22 protein-coding genes and 1 riboswitch are annotated in these 21,873 nt (G+C 68.2%); of the genes, 8 read left to right on the top strand and 14 right to left on the bottom strand.

The features are described from left to right. Positions 1–28: 28 nt before the first annotated feature. A complete protein-coding gene (locus tag ACH492_RS18300) occupies positions 29–271 on the bottom strand; it encodes a hypothetical protein (RefSeq protein ID WP_307663985.1) in 243 nt (80 codons plus the stop codon). 150 nt (positions 272–421) lie between these two features. Here ACH492_RS18300 and ACH492_RS18295 point away from each other — a divergent pair, with 150 nt between their 5' ends. Together ACH492_RS18295 and ACH492_RS18290 are read left to right on the top strand one after the other, a co-directional pair. Next, positions 422–1,165 (top strand): rhomboid family intramembrane serine protease, encoded by a 744-nt coding sequence (locus tag ACH492_RS18295; RefSeq protein ID WP_398987716.1) that lies wholly within the window; start codon positions 422–424, stop codon positions 1,163–1,165. Next, positions 1,162–1,443, top strand: coding sequence for an Lrp/AsnC family transcriptional regulator (locus tag ACH492_RS18290; RefSeq protein WP_307663983.1), 282 nt, complete (start codon positions 1,162–1,164; stop codon positions 1,441–1,443). Before ACH492_RS18295 ends, ACH492_RS18290 begins: the two co-directional genes overlap by 4 nt. Positions 1,444–1,517: 74 nt before the next feature. Here the strand turns inward: ACH492_RS18290 and ACH492_RS18285 are convergent, their stop codons facing one another. The 6 genes from ACH492_RS18285 to ACH492_RS18260 all read right to left on the bottom strand — a co-directional run bounded on the left by ACH492_RS18285 (position 1,518) and on the right by ACH492_RS18260 (position 8,768). Continuing rightward, positions 1,518–2,978, bottom strand: a complete 1,461-nt coding sequence (locus ACH492_RS18285) for an aminotransferase class V-fold PLP-dependent enzyme (protein WP_398987714.1) — start codon at positions 2,976–2,978, stop codon at positions 1,518–1,520. A gap of 205 nt (positions 2,979–3,183) precedes the next feature. Further along, positions 3,184–3,301: riboswitch (SAM riboswitch) on the bottom strand. Positions 3,302–3,398: 97 nt separating this feature from the next. Then, positions 3,399–4,463: an anthranilate phosphoribosyltransferase gene (trpD, locus tag ACH492_RS18280; RefSeq protein ID WP_398987712.1), complete on the bottom strand. Its 1,065-nt coding sequence runs from the start codon at positions 4,461–4,463 to the stop codon at positions 3,399–3,401. A gap of 125 nt (positions 4,464–4,588) precedes the next feature. Then, positions 4,589–6,214, bottom strand: coding sequence for a cytochrome bc complex cytochrome b subunit (locus ACH492_RS18275; RefSeq protein WP_398987710.1), 1,626 nt, complete (start codon positions 6,212–6,214; stop codon positions 4,589–4,591). Beyond that, on the bottom strand, positions 6,211–7,263 hold the full coding sequence (locus ACH492_RS18270) for a Rieske 2Fe-2S domain-containing protein (RefSeq protein ID WP_398987708.1): 1,053 nt from the start codon (positions 7,261–7,263) through the stop codon (positions 6,211–6,213). Before ACH492_RS18270 ends, ACH492_RS18275 begins: the two co-directional genes overlap by 4 nt. Then, the gene (locus ACH492_RS18265; protein WP_398987706.1) at positions 7,260–8,069 is read right to left on the bottom strand and encodes a c-type cytochrome; all 810 of its coding nucleotides are present in this window, start codon (positions 8,067–8,069) and stop codon (positions 7,260–7,262) included. Before ACH492_RS18265 ends, ACH492_RS18270 begins: the two co-directional genes overlap by 4 nt. Positions 8,070–8,147: 78 nt before the next feature. Beyond that, positions 8,148–8,768 carry a heme-copper oxidase subunit III gene (locus ACH492_RS18260; protein ID WP_307663977.1) on the bottom strand — a complete coding sequence of 207 codons (621 nt, stop codon included), beginning with the start codon at positions 8,766–8,768 and terminating at the stop codon, positions 8,148–8,150. 168 nt (positions 8,769–8,936) lie between these two features. Here ACH492_RS18260 and ACH492_RS18255 point away from each other — a divergent pair, with 168 nt between their 5' ends. Next, on the top strand, positions 8,937–9,338 hold the full coding sequence (locus tag ACH492_RS18255; protein ID WP_398987704.1) for a hypothetical protein: 402 nt from the start codon (positions 8,937–8,939) through the stop codon (positions 9,336–9,338). Between the two features lie 103 nt (positions 9,339–9,441). On the opposite strand, the gene ACH492_RS18250 is transcribed toward ACH492_RS18255, so the two are convergent. The 4 genes from ACH492_RS18250 to coxB all read right to left on the bottom strand — a co-directional run bounded on the left by ACH492_RS18250 (position 9,442) and on the right by coxB (position 13,902). Next, positions 9,442–10,695 carry an Ig-like domain-containing protein gene (locus ACH492_RS18250; protein WP_398987702.1) on the bottom strand — a complete coding sequence of 418 codons (1,254 nt, stop codon included), beginning with the start codon at positions 10,693–10,695 and terminating at the stop codon, positions 9,442–9,444. Positions 10,696–10,814: 119 nt separating this feature from the next. Beyond that, positions 10,815–11,213, bottom strand: a complete 399-nt coding sequence (locus tag ACH492_RS18245; protein WP_398987700.1) for a cytochrome c oxidase subunit 4 — start codon at positions 11,211–11,213, stop codon at positions 10,815–10,817. After that, complete coding sequence (gene ctaD / locus ACH492_RS18240) at positions 11,210–12,949, bottom strand: cytochrome c oxidase subunit I (RefSeq protein WP_398987698.1); 1,740 nt, start codon at positions 12,947–12,949, stop codon at positions 11,210–11,212. The genes ACH492_RS18245 and ctaD overlap by 4 nt, the downstream gene beginning before the upstream one ends. Then, positions 12,946–13,902, bottom strand: coding sequence for a cytochrome c oxidase subunit II (coxB, locus tag ACH492_RS18235; RefSeq protein ID WP_398987696.1), 957 nt, complete (start codon positions 13,900–13,902; stop codon positions 12,946–12,948). Before coxB ends, ctaD begins: the two co-directional genes overlap by 4 nt. 249 nt (positions 13,903–14,151) lie before the next feature. Here coxB and ACH492_RS18230 point away from each other — a divergent pair, with 249 nt between their 5' ends. Further along, positions 14,152–15,546: a cysteine desulfurase/sulfurtransferase TusA family protein gene (locus tag ACH492_RS18230; protein WP_398987694.1), complete on the top strand. Its 1,395-nt coding sequence runs from the start codon at positions 14,152–14,154 to the stop codon at positions 15,544–15,546. Between the two features lie 158 nt (positions 15,547–15,704). On the opposite strand, the gene ACH492_RS18225 is transcribed toward ACH492_RS18230, so the two are convergent. After that, positions 15,705–16,679, bottom strand: a complete 975-nt coding sequence (locus ACH492_RS18225) for a carbohydrate kinase family protein (protein WP_398987692.1) — start codon at positions 16,677–16,679, stop codon at positions 15,705–15,707. A 130-nt stretch (positions 16,680–16,809) separates the two neighbouring features. Between ACH492_RS18225 and ACH492_RS18220 the strand changes: the two genes are divergently transcribed. Further along, positions 16,810–17,016 (top strand): hypothetical protein, encoded by a 207-nt coding sequence (locus ACH492_RS18220; RefSeq protein ID WP_398987689.1) that lies wholly within the window; start codon positions 16,810–16,812, stop codon positions 17,014–17,016. A gap of 133 nt (positions 17,017–17,149) precedes the next feature. Further along, positions 17,150–18,622, top strand: coding sequence for a hypothetical protein (locus tag ACH492_RS18215; RefSeq protein ID WP_398987687.1), 1,473 nt, complete (start codon positions 17,150–17,152; stop codon positions 18,620–18,622). Between the two features lie 66 nt (positions 18,623–18,688). Here the strand turns inward: ACH492_RS18215 and ACH492_RS18210 are convergent, their stop codons facing one another. Then, on the bottom strand, positions 18,689–19,045 hold the full coding sequence (locus ACH492_RS18210; RefSeq protein WP_030745999.1) for an iron-sulfur cluster assembly accessory protein: 357 nt from the start codon (positions 19,043–19,045) through the stop codon (positions 18,689–18,691). 244 nt (positions 19,046–19,289) lie between these two features. Here ACH492_RS18210 and nadA point away from each other — a divergent pair, with 244 nt between their 5' ends. Then, a complete protein-coding gene (gene nadA / locus ACH492_RS18205) occupies positions 19,290–20,480 on the top strand; it encodes a quinolinate synthase NadA (RefSeq protein WP_398987685.1) in 1,191 nt (396 codons plus the stop codon). A gap of 95 nt (positions 20,481–20,575) precedes the next feature. On the opposite strand, the gene ACH492_RS18200 is transcribed toward nadA, so the two are convergent. After that, positions 20,576–21,274, bottom strand: coding sequence for an alpha/beta fold hydrolase (locus ACH492_RS18200; protein ID WP_398987683.1), 699 nt, complete (start codon positions 21,272–21,274; stop codon positions 20,576–20,578). Between ACH492_RS18200 and ACH492_RS18195 the strand changes: the two genes are divergently transcribed. After that, positions 21,273–21,839 carry a GNAT family N-acetyltransferase gene (locus ACH492_RS18195; RefSeq protein ID WP_398987681.1) on the top strand — a complete coding sequence of 189 codons (567 nt, stop codon included), beginning with the start codon at positions 21,273–21,275 and terminating at the stop codon, positions 21,837–21,839. The genes ACH492_RS18200 and ACH492_RS18195 overlap by 2 nt on opposite strands. Positions 21,840–21,873 lie beyond the last annotated feature (34 nt).

Raw genomic sequence — 21,873 nt, 5'->3', positions numbered from 1 at the left:
CACCCCACTACCCGTTCGGGCCGCTCCCTCAGGAGCCGGCGCCCGGCCTGTCCACCAGCTCGATCTGGTCCACCGCGTTGCACCAACGGCAGCGCACCGACTCGATGGTCTCACTGACCACCTCGCGCTCCTCGACCGTCGGCTCTCCGGCCAGGTCCAGATGGACGTATTCGACGACCTTGGAGGAACGGGTGACATCGAAGCGTGTGAGGTTGCCGCAGAGCGTGCAGCGCCAGCGGGTACCGGCCGTCGGCGGGGGAACCGTCGTCATCGTGCCGTCCTCTTTCGTCGTGCGTATCCAGGTGCCGCTGTGCGCCGTCGAACCGCGGATGTACTGCCCGTAACCCTACGGCCTCACCGGGACCCGATGGCGCGGCGAGGCACTCTGTACCGTTCAGGCCCACTACGCCATGCTCTGTCCATGATCAGTTGGCAGGGCGCGGCACGAGCTGCGGTACGGGGCGCGGTGACGGGGCCCGCGGTGACATACGGCGTGATCGCCGTGTGCTGTGCGGTGTTCCTCCTCAGCCCGGTCTCAGGCCTCAACCCTGTGTACGGCACCGGTGACACACTGCTCGCCGCCCAGAGCGCGTACTTCGAACGCTGGGGCGTGATCCCGGCGGAACTGCTGAACAGCTCACCCGGCACCCTCCACCCGCTCCTCACCCCTTTCACCGCCCTCTTCGTCCACGGCAGCTGGCTGCATCTGCTCGGCAACATGCTCTTCCTCTACGTCTTCGGGGCGATGGCCGAGGAGCGCATGGGGCAGCTGGAGTTCGCCCTCTTCTATGTGGGCTGCGGCTATCTCGCGCTGCTCGCCTACGCGGCGGCCAACGCCGACTCCGAGCAGACCCTGGTGGGAGGATCCGGTGCGATCTCGGGCGTGCTCGGCGCGTTCCTCTTCCTCTTCCCTAAGGCCCGGGTCACCAGTCTCTTTCCGTTCCTCTTCTTCCTGCCCTTGCGCTTCCCCGCGTGGATTGTGCTGATCTTCTGGTTCGTCCTGCAGTGGCTGGCGGCACAGGGCGCGGGCAGCGGCCCCGGCGTCGCGTATCTCGCACATCTGGTGGGGTTCGGGGCCGGGTTTCTCTACGCCTGGGGACGATTCCGGCATGCGACTAGAGTGAAGGCCCAAACAGCGGCCACCGAGGGAGAAAGCCAACCGTGATCACCGCGATCGTGCTCATCAAGACCAGCGTGGACCGCATCCCCGAGATCGCCGAGTCGATCGCCGCGCTGGACAGCGTCAGCGAGGTCTTCTCCGTCACCGGCACGTACGACTTGATCGCGATGGTGCGGGTGGCCAAGCACGACGACCTGGCGGACGTCATCCCGGGCCGCATCAGCAAGATCCAGGGCGTCGAGGGCACGGACACGCATGTGGCGTTCCGTACGTACTCGCAGCACGACCTGGAGGCGGCGTTCGCGATCGGCCTGGACTCGTAGCGCGTAGTGCCACATACACAACAAGCCCGCGCCTTTTGGCGCGGGCTTGTTCGGGTCCGGGGCGGAGCCCGGTGTCACACGGCCGGGACGCAGCGGCCGTCCTCCGTGCGGTAGTTCCACTTGGCGCCCTCGCGCACCAGCTCCTTCACCGCCCGTACGAAACGCTCCACATGCTCGTCCGGCGTACCCGCCCCGAAGCTCACCCGGATCGCGTTCAGCGAGCGCTCGCCCGGCTCCGCCTCCGGCGCGCCGCACTCGCCCGGGTCCTGCGGGTCGCTGCCCAGCAGGGTCCGCACCAGCGGGTGCGCGCAGAACAGCCCGTCCCGTACCCCGATGCCGTACTCCGCCGAGAGCGCTGCCGCGAAGTGCGAGCTGTTCCAGCCCTCGACGACGAAGGAGATGACGCCGACCCGCGTGGGGGTCCCCCCAGCGGAACGCGAGGGGGAGTCGTCCCCGAACAGCGAGAGCACCTTCACCTCGGCAACCTCGGCCAGGCCCGCGCGGACCTTCGCGACGAGGTGCTGCTCCCGGGCGACCAGGTTGTCGAAGCCCGCCTCGGTGAGCGCCTTGCAGGCGGAGGCGATGGAGTAGACGCCGATGACGTTCGGCGAACCGGCCTCGTGACGGGCGGCCGTGGTGTGCCAGTCGACGTCCACGCCACCGTCCGCACGCCGCGCGACCTTGCGCGAGGCACCGCCGCCCGCGAGGTACGGCTCCGCGTCCTGCAGCCAGTCCGCACGGCCGGCCAGCACGCCCGAGCCGAACGGCGCGTACAGCTTGTGCCCGGAGAAGGCCACCCAGTCGACGTCCAACTCCTGTACGGAGACCGGGTGGTGGGGCGCGAGCTGAGCCGCGTCGAGCACGATCCGCGCGCCATGGGCGTGCGCGGCGGCCGCGAGCTCCTGCACCGGCCACAGCTCACCGGTGACATTGGACGCACCGGTCACGCAGACCAGCGCCGGGCCGATGGGGTCTCCCCAGCTCGAAGAGCGAGGGGAAGGGTCACGTTCGGCGAGCGCGCGCTCCAGGGTGGCGATGGCGTCCTCCGGCGTGCGCGGCGCGTTCAGATACGTAACCCGCGCGTCCCTCCAGGGCAGCAGCGAGGCGTGGTGCTCGGTCTCGAAGACGAAGACCTCGCAGTCGGCGGGGATCACGGCCGCCAGCAGGTTCAGCGAGTCGGTCGTGGAGCGGGTGAAGACGACCTGGTCGTCCGGGCGGCAGTCGAGGAACTCGGCGACCGTGACCCGGCTGTTCTCGAAGAGGTCGGTGGACAGCTGCGAGAGGTACCCGGCGCCGCGGTGCACGCTGCCGTAGTACGGGGCGTACGCGGCCACGTCGTCCCACACCCGCTGCAGGGCCGGGGCGCTCGCCGCGTAGTCGAGTGCGGCGTAGGTGACTTCGCCGCCGGTGACGAGCGGGACGGTGACGTCCCGGCCGAGGACGGGAAGCGGCGCGGCACAGGCGGGGTCGGCATCAGCGGTGGCGGCGGGGGCGACAGCGGTCGCGGTGGCAGCGGCGTTCGGGCGTGCGGACATGGCGGTATCTCCCGGCAGGACAAGGGGGAATGGCTTCGGTAGAACCTGTGCATCGGCACTCAACGGCCGCTCGGCGCACAGGGGTTGCCTCGAACACACGGCAACGGCCGCACGGAGGCGCACTGAAGAAGGGGCGTGTAGCCCTATCGCATTCGCTTGCTCACGAGACTGCTCCCTTGAGGACCAGGACCCCAGGGCTTGCAGGGGTCCGCGCTTGCCGCAGACCTCGCTGCCTACGGCCTGGTCTTCACCCGGGGCACCCCGCCACGGACGGAGGGTTGCCGGACAGCGAGCCGGGGCCGTAATCGCTGTCACTCATGACCTTGAGGAGCATCCTGCCATACGTCCCACAGCGTGCAAGGCGAGGTCCAGTTCCTGAGACAGGAACCGAACCACGCCTTGCCTCACGCCACTGCAGTCTCAGGCGTTGCTCGCGGCAACCCACCGCTCGAGCACCGCTCTGGCCGCACCGGAGTCGATCGACTCGGCGGCCCTTTCGATGCCCGCCGCCAGCTGCTCGTTCAGCGTGCCCTCCGTCGGCTCCAGCGCGACGAGAGCCGCCGCCGAGTTGAGCAGCACGGCATCCCGTACGGGCCCGGTCTCGCCGCTGAGCAGCCGGCGCGCGACATCCGCGTTGAACGAGGCGTCGGCGCCGCGCAGGGCCTCGACCGGCACCAGGCCGATGCCGATGTCCCGCGGGTCGAATGCCTCCTCCCGAACCGCCCCGTCCCGTACCACCCACACCCGGGAGGTCGCCGTCGTGGTCAGCTCGTCAAGGCCGTCGTCGCCGCGGAAGACCAGCGCCGAGGAACCGCGCTCGGCCAGTACACCGGCCAGAATCGGCGCCATCCGCGCGTCCGCGACACCGGTGGCCTGTGCCTTCACCTTCGCCGGGTTGGTGAGCGGGCCGAGGAAGTTGAACGTGGTGCGGATGCCCAGCTCCTTGCGGGCGGCCGCCACATGCCGCAGCGCCGGGTGGAACTTCACCGCGAAGCAGAAGGTGATGCCCGCCTCTTCCGCGACCTGGGCGACCCGCTGCGGGGTGAGCTCGAGATTGACGCCGAGCTTCTCCAGTACGTCGGACGCGCCGCTCGCCGACGACGCGGCGCGGTTGCCGTGCTTGACGACCTTCGCACCCGTCCCCGCGACCACGATCGCGGACATGGTGGAGATGTTCACGGTCCTGGCGCCGTCGCCGCCGGTCCCGACGATGTCGACGCTCGGCCCGGGCACCTCGATCAGGTTCGCGTGCGCGTACATGGTCCGTACGAGACCGGAGATCTCCTCGACGGTCTCGCCCTTGGCGCGCAGGGCGACCGCGAAGCCTGCGATCTGCGCGTTCGTCGCCTCGCCGCTGAGGATACGGTCCATGGCCCACGCGGTGGCCTCCGCGCTCTGGTCGCGGTTGTCGAGGAGAGCGTTCAGCACCTGGGGCCAGGAGAGGTCCGCCACGCTGTCGCCGCCAACCGGGGTCACAACGTTCATGGTCCACTCCTGGGTCCACAGCCGAATAGGGATGGGTCCACCCTATCCAGCCCAGCAGACAGCGAAGAGCCCCGTCCGACGAATGGACGGGGCTCCAGCTGTGGCGACCTCGCGGCCGGGTGGGATCAGTGGTGGCCGTGGCCGCTCGTGATCTCCTTGTACTCCTCGACCGTGGGCCTGGGGATCTGGCTGTCTCCCCCGTAGTAGCCCTTGCTGAGCTTGGCCCGCAGCTTCTCCGTGAGCTTCACCTTGCGCTCGACACCGTTCTCGTCGACCGTCGGGCCGATCTCGGCCGGCTTGTACTGCTCGTGCGAGGTGAGCTTGTACAGCTCGCCCTGCGAGAGCGGCTCGTGGATCTCGACGAACTCACCGTGCGGCAGGCGCTTGATGATGCCGGACTCGCGTCCGTGCAGCACCTTGTCCCGGTCGCGGCGCTGGAGACCGAGGCAGATCCGCTTGGTGATGATGAAGGCGATCACCGGGCCGACGAAGAAGGCGATCCGGGCGAACCAGGTGATGTGGTTGATCGACAGGTGGAAGAAGATGGCGACCATGTCGTTTCCACCGGCGATCAGCAGGATGACGTACCAGGTCAGCCAGGCCACACCGAAGGCCGTACGGGTCGGAGCGTTGCGCGGGCGGTCCAGGATGTGGTGCTCGCGCTTGTCCCCGGTGATCCAGGACTCGACGAACGGGTAGACCGCGATCACCGCAAGGATCATCGGGAAGATCATCAGCGGGATGAACACACCCAGAGCGAGGGTGTGGCCCGCGAAGTTGATCTCCCAGCCGGGCATGGCCCGGATCAGGCCCTCCGAGAAGCCCATGTACCAGTCCGGCTGAGCGCCGGTGGACACCTGGTCCGGACGGTAGGGGCCGAGAGCCCAGATCGGGTTGATCGAAGCGACCGCGGCGATGATCGAGATGATGCCGAAGACCAGGAAGAAGAAGCCTCCGGCCTTGGCCATGTAGACCGGCAGCAGCGGCATGCCGACGACGTTGTTGTTCGTACGTCCGGGGCCCGCGAACTGCGTGTGCTTGTGGTAGAAGACCAGGATCAGGTGGGCCACCAGCAGGCCCATCATGATGCCCGGCAGCAGCAGGACGTGGATCGAGTAGAACCGGCTCACGAAGTCCCCGCCGGGGAACTCCCCGCCGAAGAGGAAGAACGACAGGTACGTGCCGACGATCGGCATGGAGAGGATCGCGCCCTCCATGAACCGGACGCCCGTACCGGACAGCAGATCGTCGGGGAGCGAGTAGCCGGTGAAGCCGGTGAACATGCCCAGGACCAGCAGCAGGAAGCCGAACAGCCAGTTGATCTCACGCGGCTTGCGGAAGGCGCCCGTGAAGAAGACGCGCATCATGTGCACGATCATGGCCGCGACGAAGATCAGCGCCGCCCAGTGGTGGATCTGCCGGATCAGCAGACCGCCGCGGACGTCGAAGCTGATGTCCAGCGTCGAGGCGTACGCCTCGGACATCCGGATGCCCTGCATGGGCACGTACGAGCCCTCGTACACGACCTCGTTCATGCTCGGGTGGAAGAACAGCGTCAGATACACACCCGTGAGGATGATGATGATGAAGCTGTAGAGGGCGATCTCACCCAGCATGAAGGACCAGTGGTCCGGGAAGATCTTCCGCATGTTGGCCTTGGCCAGGGAGTAGATCCCGAGCCGGCCGTCCGCCCAGTCGGCGACCCGCTCACCCGCGGGTGCCTTGCGGTTCGTATCAGATGTAGTACTCATCCGCGCTCCCAGAAGGAAGGACCGACGGGCTCTTCGAAGTCGCCGAGCGCCTCAAGGTTGCCCTCGGCGTTCACGCCGATCCGCAGCTGCGGGAGGGCGTGACCGGCCGGGCCGAAGATGACACGGGCGCCGTCGGAGAGGTCGAAGGTGGACTGGTGGCAGGGGCAGAGCACGTGGTGCGTCTGCTGCTCGTACAGGCTGATCGGGCAGCCGACATGGGTGCAGATCTTCGAGTACGCCACGATGCCCTCGTGCGACCACTCGAGTTCGCGCTTGTCCTTGATGTCGTCCGGCTGGATCCGGACGATCATCAGGGCCGCCTTGGCGATTTCCTTCTGGAAGTCGTGGCTGTCCTCCTCCAGGCCCTCGGGCATGGCGAAGGTCAGCGAACCGACGACGATGTCCTCGGGACGCAGCGGCTCATTCGTGTTCATGTTGATGAGCTGCTTGCCCTTGGCCCACAGGGTGGACCGCAGCTTCTTCTCGGGCAGCGGGCCCAGGTCTCGCAGCAGCACCACACCGGACAGCGGCACCAGCGCCAGCGCGCCGAACATCGTGGTGCGGATCAGCTTGCGCCGGCCGAACCCGGACTCCTCGGCGCCCGCCGCGAAGTCGGTCATGACCTTGGCCCTGACCTCGGGAGGGGCCGCGATGGGATGCCGCTCGTCCGCGATCTCCACATCGGACATCAGGGTGCGGGCCCAGTGGACCGCGCCCGCGCCGATGCAGAAGAGCGCGATGCCGAGCGTGGTGCCCAGCGCGAAGTTGAGCGCGCTCACATGGCCGATCGGCCAGATGTACACGTTCTTGTCGACCGGGAAGATGACGTACGAGGCGATGAAGGCGACGGTGGCCAGCATCGACAGCGTGAACAGGAAGGCGACCGCGCGCTCGGAGCGCTTGGCGGCCCGCTCGTCGATGTCCTGGATGCGCGGCTTGTGGGGCGGCAGCCCCGGGTCCGCGAACGGGTCGTCGGCGACCTTTACCGCGCCGTGCGCGGTGTCCTGCTCAGCAGGCAGGTTCTCTTCTGGAATCTCTTGGCTACTCATGACTTCTTGGCCTTAGCGGTGTGGGCCGCGACCCAGACGGCAACTGCGATCAGTGTCCCCAGCCCGAAGACCCAGCCGAACAGACCCTCACTGACGGGGCCGAGGCCACCCAGCTTGAGGCCACCGGGGCTCTCGGCCTCTCCACTGTTCACGGTGTGGAGGTACGCGATGATGTCGCGCTTCTGCTGCTCCGGCAGCGTCGTGTCGGGGAAGGAGGGCATGTTCTGCGGGCCGGTCTGCATGGCTTCGTAGACATGCTTGGGGTCCGCGTCCTCGAGGTTCGGGGCGTACTTGCCGTCCGTCAGGGCACCGCCCTCACCGGTGAAGTTGTGGCACTGGGCGCAGTTGGTGCGGAACAGGTCGCCACCCTTGGCGATGTCCGCACCCTCGGGGCTGTACTGCTTCTCGGTCGGCGTGATCGGACCGGCGCCGAGGGAGGCGACGTACGCCGCGAGCTGGTCGATCTCGCTCTGCGAGTAGATGACCTTCTTCTTCGGCACCTGGGCGCCCGGCTGCTGGGCCGGCATCCGGCCCGTGCCGACCTGGAAGTCGACGGCGGCGGAGCCGACGCCGACCAGGCTCGGGCCGTCAGAGGTGCCCCGACCGCCGGTTCCGTGGCAGCTGGCGCAGCCGACGGTGTAGAGCTTCTTGCCCTCCTTGATGGCGAGTGACTGGGCGGTTTCATCGGCCTGCGCCTTGTCCGCGGGTGCGAACGCGGCGTACAGCCCCCCAGTAGCCGCCAGCGCGAGGAGTAGGACGACGACCGCCGCCAGCGGATGGCGTCGTCGTGCGGAGAGCTTTTTCACGGATTACCCCGGTGTCAGGATCTTCTGCGTCGATGCTTCTGGACTGTGTCTGCTTCAGGCAGCGAGCTGCCCGCGCCACTACTTGATCATGTAGATCGTGGCGAAGAGGCCGATCCAGACGACATCGACGAAGTGCCAGTAGTAGGACACGACGATGGCGGCGGTTGCCTGCTCGTGAGTGAATCTCCTGGCCGCGTAGGTCCTCCCGAGAACCAGCAGGAAGGCGATGAGTCCGCCCGTCACGTGCAGGCCGTGGAAACCGGTGGTCAGGTAGAACACCGAGCCGTACGGGTCGGACGAGAGCGAGAGGCCCGCGTCCTTGACCAGCTCGGTGTACTCGAAGACCTGGCCTCCGATGAAGATCGCACCCATCACGAAGGTGATCACGAACCAGGTGCGGAGCTTCTTCACATCACCGCGCTCAGCGGCGAAGACGCCGAGCTGGCAGGTGAGGGAGGAGAGCACCAGGATCGTGGTGTTCGTCGCCGAGAACGGGAAGTTCAGGTGATCCGCCTGCGTCTTCCAGAACTCGGCACCCGTCACCGATCGCAGGGTGAAGTACATCGCGAAGAGGGCCGCGAAGAACATCAGCTCGGAACTCAGCCAGATGATGGTTCCGACGCTGGTGAGGTTCGGCCGATTGACCGACGGGTGCGCGTGCCCGGTTTCTACTGTCGTTGCTGTCGCCACGACCGACATTATGTCGGTCGCTTATCCCGCCCTCACTCCGGGGGGTGCCGTTCGGTGTGTCAGTGGGCTTTGTCCAGCCCGAACGGCCCATCGAAGCACTGCCCGAACTGCTGTTGACAGGGAGTCGGACGGAGTAGCATCCGGCGCATCGGTTCCTGATCCAACGACGGAGGAACAATGCAGGCGACTGCCACGGTCCTGGTCTACAGCGACGACTCGGGCACCCGGGAGCAGGTCCGGTTGGCGGCGGGACGCAGGCCGGCGGCCGACGTACCGCCGGTGGAGTTCCTGGAGTGCGCGACCCTGCCCGCTGTCCTCAAGGCGCTCGACGAGGGCGGCATCGACGTCTGCGTCCTGGACGGCGAGACGGTTCCCGCGGGCGGCATGGGCGTATGCCGGCAGATCAAGGACGAGATCTTCAACTGCCCGCCGGTGCTGCTGCTGATCGGCCGCCCACAGGACGCCTGGCTGGCCACCTGGAGCCGTGCGGACGCCGCGGTGACCCTTCCGGTCGATCCGGTGGAGTTCGCGGACGCACTGGCCGCCCTGCTGCGCGGCCGGCTCGGCGTGGACGCGTAGGACCAGGGCCGTCAGACCCGGGACCCGTCAGTCCCGGACCCGTCAGACCCGGACCCGTCAGACCCGGGCCGGTCAGACCCGGGACCCGCCAGACCTGGGCCGGTCAGACCTGGGGACGCAGCCTCGCCGCCGCCGTGGGGTCGCTGCCGTCCCTGGTGTCGGCCACCAGGGCGCTGCCCTTGCGCCACTTGTCCCAGGCCAGGTTCCAGTCGCCGAAGCCGTTGCCGAAGGTGTCCATCTCGTTCCCGCGGCTGTTGATGACCTTGACGATGTCGCCCTCGCGGACGGTCTTGTAGAACCACGCGGCGTTCCCGGTCGACATTCCGGTGCAGCCGTGGCTGACGTTCGCGTACCCCTGTGAGCCGACGGACCAGGGCGCGGCGTGGACGTACTCTCCGCTCCAGGTGACGCGTGTCGCGTAGTAGACGGGCAGGTCGTACGAGTCTGAACTGCCCTCGGCGATTCCGATGCTGGTACCGCGCATCCGTACGAAGTACTCCTTGCCGAGCACGACCTTGATTCCGTTACGGGTGGAGAAGCCGGGCTTGCCGGTGGTCACCGGAATGGTGTTGATCACTTCTCCGTTGCGCAGGACCGTCATGTTGTGCGCTCCGGCGTCGGTTATGGCCTCTATTCGGTCCCCGATGGTGAGCGCCAGCGGCTCCGAGGCGGTGCCGTAGATCTTGTCGGAGACCTTGACGCCCTGGAGGTTGCTGGTGGCGCTGACGGTCGCCCCGGTGGGCCAGTACTCCTTCGGGCGGAAGTGCAGCTTCTTGTCGTCGACCCAGTACCAGGAGCCCTCCACGGAGGGCTCGGACTCGACCCTCAGGGCGCGTTCGACGACGGCCCTGGCCTCCTTGGCCTTGACCGGAGCGCTGAGCTCCGCGGTTATGGGCTGGCCGACGCCGTACGTGCCCGCCTTCGGGCCGAACTTGACCGTCAGCAGCCGCTTGGCCGGGGATGTCTCGAAGGTGAGCGTGCGTGCGCCCGGGGCGCCGTCCTCGTCCTCCGTGGAGACCTTCACGGTGTACTTGACGCCGGCCGACAGCGGCGCGGTGGAGCGCCAGCGGGCGCCGTCCGCGGAGAGTTCGCCCGCGAGGTGGTGGCCCGAGTCGTCGGTGACCGTCACATCGGTGATCCGGCCGTCGCCGCCGTTGGTGGTGACCTCGAGGGGCTTGTCGGGGTCCACCTTGGCCCTGCTTTTGGGCGTGTTGAAGGAGACCTGCTCCGCCGCGTCGAAGGGCTTCGCTGCGAGCGGGTGGCTGTCGGAGTCGCCGCACGCGGCCGCTGCCGCCCCGAAGGACACAACCAGCAGGGTGCAGCTGAGAACGGTGCGGAAGCGCGGCGTTTGGTTCATAAGCACACGTTATGAAGACAGGTCTGCAACGGCGCGCCGGGTGACTCCAAACGAGGGGCCCGGATCCCCCTCAGGAGTGAGGGGGATCCGGGCCCGGCCCGTGTGCTGCTGACGCGGTGTTACTGGTTCTGGCTCTCACCGCGGTAGTACTCGAACACCCAGCCCCAGAGACCGACCAGGATGACCGGGGCCGAGAAGTACAGCAGCCACCAGCCGAAGACGACGCCCAGGAAGGCCAGGGCACCTCCGATGGCCAGGGAGAACGGCTGCCAGCTGTGCGGGGAGAAGAACCCCACCTCGCCGGCCTCGTCCGCCACGTCGGCGTCCTTGTTGTCCTGCGCCATGGAGTCGACCCGCCGGGCCGTGAAGGCCAGGTAGTAGCCGATCATGATGCTCAGGCCGAAGCCCAGGAAGAGCGCGGTGGTACCGGCCGGCTCCTTCGACCACACGCCATACAGGATGGCCATGGCGAGGATGAAGACGCTCAGCCAGAGGAACATCTTGCCCTGGATCCTCACTTGCCTGCCTCCTTCTCACCGGCGATGACGCCGGCGCCGTGGCCGGCATGCTCGAGCTGGTCGAGCGCCGCGATCTCCGGGTGGTGCAGGTCGAACGCCGGGGATTCGCTGCGGATCCGCGGCAGGGTGAGGAAGTTGTGCCGCGGCGGCGGGCACGACGTCGCCCATTCGAGCGAACGACCGTAGCCCCACGGGTCGTCGACCTCGATCTTCTTGCCGTACTTGGCAGTCTTCCAGACGTTGTAGAGGAACGGCAGGACCGACAGACCGAGCAGGAACGAGCTGATCGTGGAGATGGTGTTCAGCGCGGTGAAGCCGTCGGCGGCGAGGTAGTCCGCGTAACGACGCGGCATGCCCTCGGCGCCCAGCCAGTGCTGCACCAGGAACGTGCCGTGGAAGCCGATGAACAGCGTCCAGAAGGTGATCTTGCCGAGCCGCTCGTCCAGCATCTTGCCCGTGAACTTCGGCCACCAGAAGTGGAAGCCGGCGAACATCGCGAAGACCACGGTGCCGAAGACGACGTAGTGGAAGTGCGCGACGACGAAGTACGAGTCGGAGACGTGGAAGTCCATCGGGGGCGAGGCCAGGATGACGCCGGTCAGTCCACCGAAGGTGAAGGTGACCAGGAAGCCGATCGTCCAGAGCATCGGTGTCTCGAAGGACAGTGAGCCCTTCCACATGGTGCCGATCCAGTTGAAGAACTTCACACCGGTCGGTACCGCGATCAGGAAGGTCATGAAGGAGAAGAACGGCAACAGCACGCCGCCTGTGACGTACATGTGGTGCGCCCACACCGTCACGGACAGACCGGCGATCGCGATGGTCGCGCCCACCAGGCCGATGTAGCCGAACATCGGCTTGCGGCTGAAGACGGGGATCACCTCGGAGACGATCCCGAAGAACGGCAAGGCGATGATGTACACCTCTGGATGGCCGAAGAACCAGAAGAGGTGTTGCCAGAGCAACGAGCCGCCGTTGGCCGCGTCGAAGACATGGGCCCCGAACTTCCGGTCGGCCTCCAGCGCGAAGAGCGCGGCGGCCAGCACCGGGAAGGCGAGCAGGACCAGCACACCGGTCAGCAGCACGTTCCAGGTGAAGATCGGCATCCGGAACATCGTCATGCCGGGCGCGCGCATGCAGATGATCGTGGTGATGAAGTTGACCGAACCGAGGATCGTGCCGAAGCCTGAGAAGGCCAGACCCATGATCCACATATCGGCGCCGATACCCGGCGAGCGGACCGCGTCCGACAGCGGGGAGTAGGCGAACCAGCCGAAGTCGGCCGCACCCTGCGGGGTGAGGAAGCCGGCCACCGCGATCAGCGAGCCGAAGAGGTAGAGCCAGTACGCGAACATGTTCAGCCGCGGGAACGCCACATCGGGCGCGCCGATCTGCAGCGGCATGATCCAGTTCGCGAATCCGGCGAACAGGGGCGTCGCGAACATCAGCAGCATGATCGTGCCATGCATCGTGAACGCCTGGTTGAACTGCTCGTTCGACATGATCTGCGTGCCGGGACGGGCCAGCTCGGCGCGCATGAAGAGCGCCATCAGGCCGCCGATGCAGAAGAACACGAACGACGTGACCAGGTAGAGCGTGCCGATCGTCTTGTGGTCGGTGGTGGTCAGCCACTTCACCACCACATTGCCGGGCTGCTTGCGCCGTACCGGCAGCTCGTTCTCGTACGAGTCGTCAGCTGCTGCGGCGGCACCCTGAGGTTCGTTGAGGATGCTCACAGTTGGTTCTTCTCCGCATTCCTGGCCGGGTCCGTCTGCTCAATGCCCGACGGGATGAAGCCGGTCTGCCCCTTCTCGGCCAGCTCCTTCAGGTGCTGCTGGTAGCGCTCCGGGGAGACCACCTTGACGTTGAAGAGCATCCGGGAGTGGTCGACGCCGCAGAGCTCGGCGCACTTGCCGAGGAAGGTGCCCTCCTGGTTCGGAGTCACCTCGAAGACGTTGGTGTGACCGGGGATGACGTCCTGCTTGAACAGGAAGGGGACCACCCAGAAGGAGTGGATGACGTCACGAGAGGTCAGGATGAACCGGACCTTCTCGCCCTTCGGCAGCCACAGGGTCGGGCCCGGGTTGCCGGTCTGGGGGTTCCGGGTGCCGGGGATGCCGGCGTCGTAGACGCCGCCCGCGTTCGCCGGGAAGTCCGCGCGGTACTTGTCCGGGACGGCCTTCAGTTCCTTGTTGGTCTTGGCGTCGCCCTTGGAGCCTTCCACGTTCTCGACGTAGTTGAAGCCCCAGCTCCACTGGTAGCCGACCACATTGACCGTGTGGGCGGGCTTTTCGAGGGCGAGGAGCTTCGACTCATCACGCGCGGTGAAGTAGAAGAGAACCGAAACGATGATGAGCGGAACCACGGTGTACAAGGCCTCGATGGGCATGTTGTACCGGGTCTGCGGAGGTACCTCCACCTTGGTGCGGCTACGCCGGTGGAAGATGACACTCCAGATGATCAGACCCCACACCAGCACGCCCGTGACGAGCGCTGCCGCCCACGAGCCCTGCCAGAGGGAGAGGATCCGAGGGGCCTCTTCCGTTACCGGGGTGGGCATTCCAAGGCGGGGGAAGTCCTTGTATGTGCAACCAGAGGCGGTCGCCAGGACCACGCCCGCGGTCAGCACCTGGAGCAGCTTCCGCCGCATCGGGCGCCGCGACGAGCGGTCGGAGCCGTTGGGACTCACGTAGCGCCTTCCCGAGAGTCTCGGCCCGCGCGGCATGCCGCGGCCGTCTCGCTGGTCGGTCGCCGGCCCTGACGCGGGCAGGGGTTTGGATGTTTATGCGGACCAAACCCTACTGGACGCTATTTGGGGTCGCGCGGGGAGGGTGCTTAACGCGCCGCCCGACACCCCGAAGGGGTGGAACGCCCCTGGAATCCCGGCCTCCGGAGGACATCTGACGCCCCCTCCGCGTATGGGGGTTAGCGTGGCAGTGTGCCTTACTTCGACGTCGCATCATCCGCTCCTCTGCACCCGGTTGCCCGGCAGGCCCTGCAGGCATCCCTGGACGAGGGCTGGGCCGACCCCGCCCGGCTCTACCGCGAGGGGCGGCGCGCACGGCTGCTGCTGGACGCGGCGCGGGAGGCCGCGGCGGAGGCCGTGGGCTGCCGTCCGGACGAGCTCGTCTTCACTCCTTCGGGGACGCGCGCGGTTCACCTGGGAATTTCCGGCGCGCTCGCGGCCCGTCGGCGTGTCGGGCGCCACCTGGTCGTTTCCGCGGTCGAGCACTCCTCGGTGCTCCATGCTGCGACCTCGTACGAGGGGGCGGACGGCGGGGCGGACTTCCGGTCGGTGACCGAGGTCCCGGTGGAGCGGTCAGGAGCGGTCTCCCCCGCCGCGTACGCCGCCGCCCTGCGGGAGGACACCGCGCTGGCATGCCTGCAGTCGGCCAACCATGAGGTGGGTACGGAGCAGCCGGTGGCCGAGGTCGCCGAGACATGCCGGGCGGCCGGGGTGCCGCTGTTGGTCGACGCCGCGCAATCACTCGCGTGGGGGCCGGTGGCCGGGGCCTGGTCGCTGCTCGTGGGAAGCGCCCACAAGTGGGGTGGTCCGGCGGGGGTCGGGCTGCTCGTCGTACGCAAGGGTGTCCGGTTCGCATCCCAAGGCCCCGCCGACGAGCGGGAGTCGGGGCGGTCGGCCGGCTTCGAGAACATCCCGGGGATCGTGGCCGCGGCGGCCTCGCTGCGGGCGGTGCGGGCCGAGGCTGCGGACGAGGCGGTACGGCTGCGGGCCCTGGTGGACCGGATCCGCGCGCGGGTCCCGGAGCTGGTCCCGGATGTGGAGGTGGTGGGCGATCCGGTGCGCCGGCTCCCCCATCTCGTCACCTTCTCCTGTCTCTATGTCGACGGGGAGACTCTGCTGCACGAGCTGGACCGGGCCGGGTTCTCCGTATCGTCGGGCTCCTCCTGTACGAGCAGCACGCTCACGCCGAGCCATGTGCTCCGGGCGATGGGCGTGCTCTCGGAGGGAAATGTCCGCGTCTCGCTCCCCCTCGGCACGCCGGAGGAGGACGTGGACCGCTTCCTGGAGGTCCTGCCGGGGGTGGTGGCGGAAGTACGGGAGCGGCTCGGCGCGCCGGTGACGCCTTCGGTGGCGGGCACGGCGGGACCCCTGATCGTCGACGCCCGGGGCAAACGCTGCCCGATTCCGGTGATCGAGCTGGCGAAGGTGATCGGTGACGTGCCGGTCGGCGAGACGGTGACGGTCCTGTCGGACGACGAGGCGGCGCGGCTGGACATCCCGGCGTGGTGCGAGATGCGGGGGCAGGAGTACGTGAGGGAGGAGCCGGCCGAGCGGGGTTCGGCGTACGTGGTGCGGCGGCTGGCGTGATGCGCGGGGCCCGCGGCGTGGTGGGGGCTCCGCCCCCGGACCCCCTTACTCCCCCTACGCCCGCAGGGGCGTAGGGGGAGTGTCCTCAATCGCCGGACGGGCTGAAATTTCCGCCCGTCCGGCGATTGAGGAGCGGGGTCCGGGCGGAGCCCCGGCGGCTAGCTCAGGTGGGCCTGGACCTCCGCCGCCGCCTCGTGGCCGTACGCCTTGGTGAAGCGGTCCATGAAGTGAGCCCGCCGCAGCGTGTACTCCTGCGTGCCGAGCGTCTCGATGACCAGCGTCGCCAGCATGCAGCCGACCTGCGCCGCGCGCTCCAGGCTCACACCCCAGGACAGGCCTGAGAGGAAGCCCGCCCGGAACGCGTCGCCGACGCCGGTCGGGTCGACCTTCGCGTCCTCCTCCGGGCAGCCGACCTCGATCGGCTCCTCGCCCGCCTGCTCGATGCGAACGCCGTTCGAGCCGAGTGTGGTGACCCGGTGGCCGACCCTGTCCAGGATCTCTACGTCGCTCCAGCCGGTCTTGGACTCGATGAGCCCCTTCTCGTACTCGTTGGAGAAGAGGTACGTGGCGCCCTCGAGGAGGGTGCGGATGTCGTCGCCGCTCATCCGCGCGATCTGCTGGGAGAAGTCCGCGGCGAACGGAATCGAGCGGGTCTTGCACTCCTCGGTGTGGCGGAGCATCGCCTCGGGGTCGTCCGCGCCGATCAGCACGAGGTCGAGGCCGCCGACCCGGTCGGCGACGGACTTGAGCTCGATCTGGCGCGCCTCGCTCATCGCGCCGGTGTAGAAGGAGCCGATCTGGTTGTGGTCGGAGTCCGTGGTGCAGACGAAGCGCGCGGTGTGCAGGACCTCCGAGATACGGACGGAGTCGGTGTCCACGCCGTGGCGGTCGAGCCAGGCGCGGTACTCGTCGAAGTCGGACCCGGCGGCGCCGACCAGAATCGGCCCGGTGCCGAGCTGGCCCATTCCGAAGCAGATGTTGGCGCCGACTCCGCCCCTGCGCACATCGAGGTTGTCGACGAGGAAGGAGAGGGAGACCGTGTGCAGCTGCTCCGCGACGAATTGGTCGGCGAAGCGGCCGGGGAAGGTCATGAGGTGGTCGGTGGCGATGGAGCCGGTGACTGCGATTCGCACGGCTGGGACGCTCCTGAGAAGGGGGGGCGTTGACAGTTAACGCTACCGGGTCCGAGCACCCTGACTGAAGTGCGTAAACTACCCGATAGTAGGCCTTTTTCCGGGAGTCCCTGGTGCGTACGGTGCGGATATGACGAAGCACATCGCCCCGCGCGAGCCGCGGGAGTCCGAGATCAGCCTGGACCTGCTGCGCGGCGACTGTGCGCGAATGGCTCCGCACTGGGTGGTGCCCGCGGCCGCCGTGCCCGCGCCGGTGCCGCCGTCCCTTATCCACGGTGTCGTCGTGCCCGCCTCGTCCGCCCGGCTGATCGACGCGATGTCCGACTACGGCGACTGACGATCGACGACTGACGGCCGAGGGCCGAGGGCCGAGGGCCGACGACTGAGGGCGCACAAGGGAACCGTGCGCTCCCCCGCTCCGTCCCATCCGTGTCCCCGTACAACGGGGACACGAGACAAGGAGCGATGCGGTGAGCAGCACGGAGAACACGCACGACAGCCCCCGCCGCCGGCGTTCCCCGCTCGCCGTCGCCTCGGTGGCGGCGGCGGTGCTGGTCGCGGGTGGCGGCGGTGCGTACTTCGCCACATCCGGCTTCGGCGGCAGAGACGGCAGCGCGGACGCCAAGAGCGGCGCGCAGCGCGACGCGAAGCCGCCGCTGCTTTCCCTGGACACCTCAACCGGCAGCCCCGGCATCGCACCCGGTGAGCCCGACCCCTCGGGTGGCGGGGTCGTCTACCGGGCCGAGGGCAAGCTGCCGGACGGTCCCGACAAGGCGTCCGTCCACCGTACGAAGGGTGCTGTCACCGCGGCCGAGGTGACGGCGCTGGCGAAGGCGCTCGGGGTGCCCGGCACACCGCGGCCGGCCGGCCCGGACTGGAAGATCGGGGCGGACAAGGACGGCTCGGGCCCGCTGCTGCAGGTCAACAAGCAGGCGCCGGGCACCTGGACGTTCGCCAGGTTCGGGACTTCGCCGAGCGGTGACAACTGCAAGAAGGTCGATGTCTGTCCGTCCCGTGCCGACAGGGCGACGACGGGCGAGAGCGCGGCCCGCACCGCGCCGGTGAGCGAGGCGGCCGCGAAGAAGGCCGCGGCCCCCGTACTGAACGCACTCGGCCAGAGCGACGCCGAGCTGGACGCCCGCCAACTGATGGGCGCGGTACGGGTGGTGAACGCCGACCCGGTTGTCGGCGGGCTGCCGACGTACGGCTGGTCGACCGGGATCCAGGTCGGCGCGGACGGTCAAGTGGTCGGCGGCAGCGGGCAGTTGAAGAAGCCCGTGAAGAGCGACGAGTATCCGGTGCTCTCCGCACAGGAGGCACTGAAGCAGCTGAACAAAGCCGGCCGGGACAGCGGCACGATCGGGATCGGCGGCTGCGCCACGCCGGTGCCGCTGGAGGGCGAGCAGAAGCCCGAGGCGCCGTGCGAGCCCAAGGGCAAGCCGGCCGGCCCCGAGCGGCTGACTGTCAGCAAGGCGGTTTTCGGGCTGGCCGCTCAGTTCGTGGACGGGCAGCAGGCGCTCGTACCGTCGTGGCTGTTCGAGGTGAAGCCCAATGGCGGCGCCCAGCCGTTCACGGTCACGCAGCCCGCGGTGGACCCGAAGTATCTGAAGGAGGCCACGCCGCAGAAGGACATCAAGCCGACCGAGCCGCCGCAGGATCCCGCGGCGCCGTCCGACCGGCGCGTCCTGTCGTACAGCGTGGACGGGCGGGACGGGCGGACGCTGAGCCTGACGTTCTGGGGCGGGGTGTGCAGCGACTACGCGGCGAAGGCGAGCGAGAGCGGCAGTCAGGTGAAGGTGACGATCACCGAGTCGAACCCGGATCCGAAGCGCGTCTGCATCATGATCGCCAAGGAGCTGACGGAGAAGGTGACCCTGGACAAGCCGCTGGGCGACCGGAAGGTCGTGGACGCAGCGACGGGTGAGGCCGTCCCGCTGAAGTAGCGCCTGGGCATGCCGGAGGCGGCGGTCCTGATTTCCAGGGGCCGCCGCCTTCGTGCGTACGCAGCTTTAGCTGAAGGAGTCGCCGCAGGCGCAGGACCCGGTCGCATTCGGGTTGTCGATCGTGAAGCCCTGCTTCTCGATCGTGTCCACGAAGTCGATGGACGCGCCACCGAGGTACGGGGCGCTCATCCGGTCGGTGACGACCTTGACGCCTCCGAAGTCCTTGACGACATCGCCGTCGAGCGAACGCTCGTCGAAGAACAGCTGGTAACGCAGGCCCGAGCAGCCGCCGGGCTGAACGGCGACGCGCAGCGCCAGGTCGTCCCGGCCTTCCTGGTCCAGCAGGGCCTTGACCTTGGCCGCGGCGGCGTCGGACAGGAGGATGCCGTCGCTCACGGTGGTGGTCTCGTCCGATACGGACATCTGCTTCTCTCCCGGGTTGTACGGAGACTGCTTGCCGACGATTGCAACCGGCGGGGCCCCGGATTCATTCCGGGTCGAGCCCTAGTCTTTCCCCTTCATGCTCGCACACCGGATCGGGAAGGGGCACTGACCTGTGGACGGGGGGTGCGTCACATCGACGCTATCGCCATCGTCAAAGTGACGTGAAGGGGTTATGATAGATAGCGTCAAATAGACGAGAAGGTCTGTCTGCAGAAAAGAAAGGGTGCGTGTCGTGACCACCGCCCAAGCCCGCCCGGAGCTCGACGTCCAGCCGACGCCGCTCGCCCTGCTGCTGCTCGGCCGCGAAGCCGACCCCAGGAGCGAGCGCGGTGTCGAGTGCCCCGGCGACCTGCCGTCCCCGTCCGACCCGGACCTGGTGGAGCGCGCTCGCGCAGCCAAGGAGAAGCTCGGGGACAAGGTCTTCGTCCTCGGCCACCACTACCAGCGCGACGAGGTCATCCAGTTCGCCGACGTCACCGGGGACTCCTTCAAGCTGGCCAAGGACGCCGCGGCGCGGCCGGAGGCCGAGTACATCGTCTTCTGCGGTGTGCACTTCATGGCCGAGTCTGCGGACATCCTGACCTCCGACGACCAGAAAGTCGTGCTGCCCGACTTGGCCGCCGGCTGCTCGATGGCCGACATGGCGACGGCCGAGCAGGTCGCGGAGTGCTGGGACGTGCTGACCGAGGCCGGCATAGCCGAGCAGGTCGTGCCCGTTTCGTACATGAACTCCTCCGCGGACATCAAGGCCTTCACCGGCAAGCACGGCGGGACGATCTGCACCTCGTCGAACGCGAAGCGCGCGCTGGACTGGGCCTTCGAGCAGGGCGAGAAGGTACTGTTCCTGCCGGACCAGCACCTCGGGCGGAACACCGCCGTACGGGACATGGGCATGTCGCTCGACGACTGCGTCCTCTACAACCCGCACAAGCCGAATGGCGGACTGACCGTCGAGCAGCTGCGGAACGCCAAGATGATCCTGTGGCGCGGGCACTGCTCGGTGCACGGTCGCTTCTCGCTGGACTCGGTCAACGATGTGCGGGAGCGGATTGAGGGCGTGAACGTCCTGGTGCACCCGGAGTGCAAGCACGAGGTCGTGAGCGCCGCGGACTACGTCGGGTCGACGGAGTACATCATCAAGACGCTTCAGGCGGCCCCGGCCGGCTCCAAGTGGGCGATCGGCACCGAGCTCAACCTGGTCCGCCGGGTCGCGAACGCGCACCCCGACAAGGAGGTCGTCTTCCTCGACAAGACGGTCTGCTTCTGCTCGACGATGAACCGCATCGACCTGCCGCACCTGGTGTGGGCGCTGGAGTCGCTGGCGGAGGGCAATCTGGTGAACCGGATCCAGGTCGACAAGGAGACGGAGAGCTTCGCGAAGCTGGCGCTGGAGCGGATGCTGGCGCTGCCGTAGGACGTACCACCGAGGGGGATGGGGGGCGCCCCGGTCGTGTCGACCGGGGCGCCCCTTTGTATCGCTTCGGGCCCTACGAGACGAGGCCTCCCCAGCTAGGACGAGGCCTCGGTGCGGCAGATCAGGTCGGCCAGCTCGACCGGATGGCTCAGTGCGACGAGGTGCCCGCCGGGCAGGTCCTCGACAGGGACGCCTTCCAGGCGCTCCGCGGCGATACGCCGCTGGAACGCGAGCGGGAAGAACCGGTCGTCGCGTGCCAGCAGCAAGCGGGTGGGGACGTCCGGCCAGGTCTGGAGGGGCCACGGCTCGGTGAACAGGGCTTCCGAGGGGCCGGACGCCTCGGCGGACATCGCCTCGTCGGTGACGTCCTGCGGTACGTCGTGGAAGAAGTCGACGACCAGGTCGAATCCGGCGTTGGGGTCGCGCCCCTCTTCGGCCGCGAAGGCCCTGGCGGCCTCGGCCCGGCCCGTGTTGTCCCACCACTCCCCCGCGGTCTCGCCGGGGACCGGGATCATGGGGTTGACGAGGATCAGCTGCTGGACGGGCGTGCGCTCGCAGACCAAGGGGGCGATGAAGCCGGCGAGGGACTGGGCAACGAGGACGGGGCCGGGTGCGGCGGCCTTGTCACCGATCGCGCCGATGACGGCGTCGACGTGCTCGGCGAGGCCGGCGGTGTTGTCGCTCGGCAGGTCGACGGCGATGACATCGTGTCCCCGTTCGCGCAGCATCGGCACGACCCGGTGCCAGTACCAGGCGCGACCGTCGGCACCGGGGATGAGCACATACGTCGCCATGCGGAGCTCCTTGCGGGTGCGGCAGGCCGGCAAGCCCATCGTGGCGTCTGTATACCCTGGCCCGCATGTCCACGTTCTTTCTTTCCCCCTGCGGTTCTCCCCTCGGGAGATCGCCGAGGTGGTGGACCTGTACGCGAGTAATCCGGAGTACTGGCGGGCCGCGGGTGAGTACGACCCCGGGAACATCCGCGCCGACCGGGTGGAGGCGGACCTCCGCAAGGAGGCCGGCAGGGAGGGCGCCGAGATCCTGCTCGCCCGGGATCCACAGGGCCGGCTCAACGGGATCCTGTCCCTGCTCGACCGCCATCCGGTGGACGGCCTGCCCTGGATCGGCATGCTGATGATCCACGGCGAACTGCACCGCAAGGGCATCGGCCACGCGCTGGCCGACATGACGGAACAGCGCTTCCACAACGAGGGCCGCGAGGGGCTGCGCCTCGCGGTTCTGGAGAACCACGAGCCGGCGCCGCGCTTCTGGACGTCCCAGGGCTGGCAGGAGCTGGCCCGCCGCAAGGACGCCGAGCACGGCCGCCCGTGCATCGTGCTGCACAAGCCCTTGGGCTGAGCACGGGCGCCTGCCCGGAGGCCCGACGCCACCC

Source organism: Streptomyces sp. NPDC019443, from assembly GCF_044389785.1.
Taxonomy (GTDB): domain Bacteria; phylum Actinomycetota; class Actinomycetes; order Streptomycetales; family Streptomycetaceae; genus Streptomyces.
The sequence above is the reverse complement of the archived record's forward strand: the minus strand, read 5'-3'. Positions and strand labels throughout refer to the sequence as shown.

Excerpts from the sequence above, each read along its gene's own strand:
- ACH492_RS18300 (WP_307663985.1), bottom strand. The coding sequence starts at position 271 with ATGACGACGGTTCCCCCGCCGACGGCCGGTACCCGCTGGCGCTGCACG.
- ACH492_RS18285 (WP_398987714.1), bottom strand. The coding sequence starts at position 2,978 with ATGTCCGCACGCCCGAACGCCGCTGCCACCGCGACCGCTGTCGCCCCC.
- ACH492_RS18210 (WP_030745999.1), bottom strand. The coding sequence starts at position 19,045 with ATGTCCGTATCGGACGAGACCACCACCGTGAGCGACGGCATCCTCCTG.
- ACH492_RS18195 (WP_398987681.1), top strand. The coding sequence starts at position 21,273 with ATGCGGAGCTCCTTGCGGGTGCGGCAGGCCGGCAAGCCCATCGTGGCG.
- trpD (WP_398987712.1), bottom strand. The coding sequence starts at position 4,463 with ATGAACGTTGTGACCCCGGTTGGCGGCGACAGCGTGGCGGACCTCTCC.
- ACH492_RS18200 (WP_398987683.1), bottom strand. The coding sequence starts at position 21,274 with ATGGCGACGTATGTGCTCATCCCCGGTGCCGACGGTCGCGCCTGGTAC.
- ACH492_RS18250 (WP_398987702.1), bottom strand. The coding sequence starts at position 10,695 with ATGAACCAAACGCCGCGCTTCCGCACCGTTCTCAGCTGCACCCTGCTG.
- ACH492_RS18260 (WP_307663977.1), bottom strand. The coding sequence starts at position 8,768 with ATGTCGGTCGTGGCGACAGCAACGACAGTAGAAACCGGGCACGCGCAC.
- ACH492_RS18275 (WP_398987710.1), bottom strand. The coding sequence starts at position 6,214 with ATGAGTACTACATCTGATACGAACCGCAAGGCACCCGCGGGTGAGCGG.
- ACH492_RS18270 (WP_398987708.1), bottom strand. The coding sequence starts at position 7,263 with ATGAGTAGCCAAGAGATTCCAGAAGAGAACCTGCCTGCTGAGCAGGAC.
- ACH492_RS18295 (WP_398987716.1), top strand. The coding sequence starts at position 422 with ATGATCAGTTGGCAGGGCGCGGCACGAGCTGCGGTACGGGGCGCGGTG.
- ACH492_RS18220 (WP_398987689.1), top strand. The coding sequence starts at position 16,810 with ATGACGAAGCACATCGCCCCGCGCGAGCCGCGGGAGTCCGAGATCAGC.
- ACH492_RS18255 (WP_398987704.1), top strand. The coding sequence starts at position 8,937 with ATGCAGGCGACTGCCACGGTCCTGGTCTACAGCGACGACTCGGGCACC.